This window comes from Bartonella sp. MM73XJBT, assembly GCF_028618465.1.
GTDB lineage: Bacteria > Pseudomonadota > Alphaproteobacteria > Rhizobiales > Rhizobiaceae > Bartonella.
In genome coordinates this window covers 1-5,584 of sequence record NZ_JAQISY010000059.1, presented here as the reverse complement: position 1 = coordinate 5,584, position 5,584 = coordinate 1, and the positions used below count along the sequence as shown (strand labels likewise).

At 33.8% G+C, this 5,584-nt stretch carries 3 protein-coding genes; all 3 read right to left on the bottom strand.

All coding sequences use genetic code 11. The features are described from left to right. Nucleotides 1–139 precede the first annotated feature (139 nt). A complete protein-coding gene (locus PVV69_RS09165; protein ID WP_273757260.1) occupies nt 140–796 on the bottom strand; it encodes a hypothetical protein in 657 nt (218 codons plus the stop codon). An 80-nt stretch (nt 797–876) separates the two neighbouring features. Further along, nucleotides 877–1,599 (bottom strand): hypothetical protein, encoded by a 723-nt coding sequence (locus PVV69_RS09160; protein ID WP_273757259.1) that lies wholly within the window; start codon nt 1,597–1,599, stop codon nt 877–879. A gap of 1,388 nt (nt 1,600–2,987) precedes the next feature. Then, nucleotides 2,988–5,584, bottom strand: a 2,597-nt coding sequence (locus PVV69_RS09155) for a type ISP restriction/modification enzyme (protein ID WP_273757258.1), incomplete at its 5' end; no start/stop codon positions are given.

Here is a 5,584-nt window from a genome sequence, read left to right as displayed (position 1 = left end):
TAATTTTTTTGCTTCCTCTAGTTAATTCGTATTTTTTGCACATAAGAATACCTCACACAATTGAATGTGTTAAACATTTGCTAAAATTTGGAATGGAAAATTTGAAAGAGGGGCGCCCCCGCAACGCACGCGTCTTATTTTACGCAGCGTCTTTTATGGTTTGATCACAAATTTTGATATGACCACTCAATTTTTTGGTATCTATATATGAATTACCAAAAACACTCACTTTATCGCAAATGTATGTATAGCCTGTAATTTTTGCATTTTCATAAATACAAGCATCATCACAAACCACAGCAAAAAACCAAACTTGAGCATTGTCATAAATTCTTGCATTGCCATAAGCTTGTGCATAGCCAGTTAATAAAGCATTATCATAAATTTTTGCATGGCCTTTTATAACAGCCCTGTCAGATACCTCTGCATGATTCAAAACGCAGGCATGATCATAAACATAAGAGGAACCAAAAACTTTAGCATTATCAGCAACCCTTGCATTGTCATAAATTTTTGCACAATCAAAAATTTTAGAATTGCCTTCAATTTTTGCATTATCAAAAACATAAGCTTCATTTAAGATTTTAGCATTATCAGAAACATGGGCATTATTATAAACACACGCCTCATTATACACCCAGCAATTGCCCTCATGAGAAAGGTTATTTTCACTTTCAATAAAGCCACCTAAATCGCCAGCCTTGACATCAGCAAAGTCTCTTAATGCTTTAATGCGATAAAGAGTTTGATTATTAAATACACGTGTCTCATTTGTGAGTGCAAACTTTTTTTGCATAGCACAATTCCTTTATAAAGAGATAAAATTGTAAAAATGAAATGTTTAAAGAGAGGCGCCCCCGCCGCGCCTAGTGTTAATTACATTGCCTCGTCATAATATTCATGACGGTAATAATCATCATCACTACCAAATCTTGGAATTGCCTCATCATGAATTTGATCATCTTCTGTTAAAGAGGCGGCACTATGAATATAAGAATCCCCACAGATTAAAGAACCACAAACCACGGCATCATCAATAACATAAGAATGATCACAGATATAAGCACCATCGCTTATTTTTGCATTGCCACCGACATGAGCATCATCACAAATAACAGACATATCAGAAATATGAGCATGACCACTTACACGGGCGTTATCATAAATTTTAACATTGCCTTCAATTATAACAGCATTTTCAACATGGGCATTGCCATAGACCTCACAATAATCATTTATTGCCATGCCTTGAAAAATAGCATTTCCATAAATTTTAGCATCGCCATAGACGTCAACAAAAAAGCCCTTTACTTTTGCATTCTCAGAAACCCGAGCGTTTTGAAAGACGCGTGCTTTATCATACACCCAGCAATTACCCTCATGAGAGAGGTTATCTTCATTTTCAATATAGCCACCTAAATCGCCTTTTTTGACATCACCAAAATCTCTTAAAGCTCTAATTCGCTTTAAGAAATGACCATCGATATATTCACAATCATCAATAAATTCGTATTTTTTTGCAGGCTCTTGTTTATTATTAGATGCGGTTTCATTTGAAATGTTAGAAATAACGGGGGTGTTTTTTGATAGAGTTTTCATACTAATATATCCTACATGATTTAGAGTTTTGAAATTGACAGCCCATAAGGGCGCCGGGCGTTCAAAACACGGCATGTAGTCCGTTGCTTACACTTTTCCCATAAGGGTATTGTATGGTGTAAGCACACCCGACAAAATCATCATATATGCCAATAAAAGCATAAAAGATAGTCAGTATTTATAACAGGATTAGGTTTATCGCAACCTTTTCGCTACATGTTTAGTGTTTTGATCACTTGATTATTTATATAACAAAATACGTATTTATTGTCAATTAATTTATGCACTTTTTTGATATTTTTATGATTTTTTTAAATGCATTGTGTGTATATATTTATCATATGCTTATTAATTGCTTCTTTTGTATTATGTGCCTTTAAAGCTATATTATGGGCATTATAAAACGATTGCGTTATTTTCTGAATCTATACATTTATAATATTGAGAAACGCTCTCATGATGCGTATTTTTATCTTTATAACCTATCATGTTTTTTTACTAAATGGTTTTTAAAGATTTCTGTTAATTTCTTTTATAATACATTTTCAACTTAATAGCTTTTATAGGGACTGTCTTTATAACAAATGATTTCATTTGCATTGTGATTATGAAAGCCTGCTTTTTTCACGCGTGCTTTATAGCTGTTATCTTCTTTATAGCCACCGCATCATTTTCCCTTTTCATAAGAGAAATGATAAATAGGATAATTGTGATTTATAGACTGTTATGAAAACATTTAAAGAGAGATTGATATTTATAGAGATTAGCAAAATCCCTTTTAATAGACTTTTGTCATTTTTGTCAGTTTAGTCAGTTCTTTTTAGATCCTCTATTATTTTTTTCAAATGAGAGAAATTTAAAAACATTATATTTCAATATGTTAGCATTTTAATGGTACAACCCTTATTAAGACACAACACGTAAATTCAATCAATAATATATATTTGTCAGTTATCTGTCAGTAAATTGAACTGACAAAAGTGATCATTTTAGTGAGTGATTAAAACGTGCTTTATGAAAGAAGCATGTGATCTCTTAAAGCCTTTCAAAAGACAGTTATAATCATAAGCTATGCGATCAAGGCTCTTATGGTTATGAGTTTTAGAGGTTTTAGAGGTTTTGGGGGGTTTTAAAACAGACAAAACCTATAAGCAAAATGAAGATATAAAACTCTCTTTAAAGAAGTTTTTTGAAAGCTATAAAGCTATCATTTGAGATTACGGTGTAATCTTTTAAAGGCAATCCAAATGACAGTGTTTAAAAGTGCAAATGATCTTTTTTTAGAATAACGCATGATAAATTATTCCTTTTAAGATTGTATCTAATTAACTTACAAAAGAGGTATAGCTATATTCTATACCCCTTATGAGTTATAAGGTCTTATAAGCTTATTCAGTTTCTTTAATTTCTAATTTTGGTAGGTTCTTAACAATCTTCATTGTCTCTAAACTTACGGTAATAACCCTTTGGAATAACTCCAATGGATAAGCAGGGTTGCCAACGGTTTCAACAGCATAGCGATTAGCATCATTCACAATACCACTCTTTTTATCAGTCTTTACACATTGACGCCCCATAACCCATTCAAGAGCAGGTTTGCCATTGACGATATACGCATAAGCGTCAAGAGGTATATCTGTTATTGTGATATTGTTATTATAAATAACAGTGGTTTTATCCTTTTTCTTACTATCCTTAATTTTTGCGAATTTCATTTCATTCACGTAATAAAACTTTTCTGGATTAGAGATATCAGTCTGTTTTGGATTACCCTTTTTAAAGGTCACTGGATAAGGTTTCACATCTTCATAATTTACATGCAAATGACCCAGTTCACGCCCTGCTGTTACAAATTTCCAAAAGTCTTCAGCAGTTTTAACACAAGGGATACGAGGCAACTCTTTACATAAATTATCAGCATAGCGTGTACGGTAATCTTCTGAATGTAAGAGTCCGTAAACATAATAGAATAGATCATCTTTAGTTATGGTTTCATTCGGATAAGCTTCTTTAAAATGGGCTAGTCCTTCATCAGTTATGGCATCACGCCTTTGTAAACCAACATTTTTACTTTCTTCTGTAGCATTTGCAAATAAATGGGATTGTTTCCCACTTTTACTTTTTGAAACCGTAGTTTCTTCATAAATATATCTTGGAAAGCATTGACCGTTCTCTATCATTTGGAAATCAGGCACTGTCTTAATCATGATGACAGAAAAATCTTTCGTTGCTCCTGTACCTGTAACTTGTATTACTCTATTTTCGACCACTTTTCCCATAGGAAATATTCGAGGTATTTGAGAAACTCTATGATTAAAAATATTATTATAGTAAAGCCATTGTTGGGTGAAGGGACGATAAAGACTTTGAACTAAGCAATCATTCTCAAATTCAAAAAATTTTCCTCTTATTAATTCTTCTTTAAGACTACTACTCCAACTGATCTTTTGGGCATTTGTATTGACAAAATCATTCACAGCCTTTGCACGCGCTTTACGATCAGAATGTGGATAGGCATCATTAAAACGTTCCATTTCACTCTTATAAAAAGTAATCATATTATACATGTTTTGTGATAGAATTTTACGACTTGAATTATACGCCCAAGCATCACGACTTGTTATGATACCGCAAGAATAAGTCTCAAAGAGCTTTTTATCATACCCTTTTTTATCACCTAGAGCTAGGAATGTCTTGAAACTTTCATCACGTTGATTGATCCAATCACCATGTTTGTCTGGTGTGATCATTTTCCAACCTTGTTTGCTCCGTGTAATACCATTAATGCTACCAAGGGACTCGATTATTGTAAGCTTTTCCTGTCTCGTGAGATAATCTCCAATGTCATGGAAATATATTTTCCCACGCTGTTGAGATTCTGGATTTTTCACGAGAATGGAAATCGCTATAGGGGCACGAGAACCTTCTCCAAAAATCTTACCACCTTCTTTTCGAGATAGTTCTCCAGAGGTTCGTTGATTACCCCGTAAATGGAAAATATAAAGGCTACTAAATTCCTCAACGAGGCATTTTCGTAAACCATCCATAGCGTTTGCATCTACAAAATTTGCATTTGTAACAAAACCAATAACACCACAATCTTTTATGCGGTCACTTGCCCAGCGGATAGCACGAATATAACTGTCATAAACTCTATTAACATTACTTGCTCTGGATTGAGCAGCATAAGTTTCGCCGATACGTTTATCTAATATCGGATAAGGAGTATTTTTTGCATTATCATTTTCACTTTTTTGTCCAAAAGAATAAGGGGGATTTCCAAAGATAACCTTGATATCCAGTTTCTTTTGATGTTCTAAATATTCACTGTTTTCTTTAAATAATTTTTGTAGCAGACTTTTTTCTTCAAGCATCCGAAACGTATCAGTCAAACCAATATGCTTAAAAGGAATATATTCACCTTTCACAAGACTATGATAGGTTGATTCAATGTTAATGGCTGCTATGTAATAGGCTAAGAGAACAATCTCATTGGCATGGATATCATGACGGAACTTATATTCCATATCCTCTGGTTTGATGAGATTGGATTGTAAAAGCCTTGTGATGAAGGTACCAGTACCCGTAAAAGGGTCGAGAATAGAAACACCACGTGATCCCAAGCTTTTTCCAAATTCATTGCGTAAAACATCATCAACAGAATGAATGATAAAATCAACAACCTCAACGGGGGTGTAAACAATCCCAAGCCTATCGGTGGTTTTCTTAAATGCCTTGGTAAAGAAATCTTCATATAGCTTGATAATAAGGTTTTGTCTTGCTTGGGGGGAGGTAATCCCAGAGGCACGGAATTTCACACTGTCATAAAACTCTTGTAACTCTTTCGATACTTGCTTGATATTGGTTTTATCCAACTCAGCTAAGATCTTTTCCATGGCTTGCGAAATGGCATTGTTTTGCACAAATTCATTGCCCTCAAACAAGGCTTCAAACACGGGACGCGTGACAAGATGTTGTCCTAACA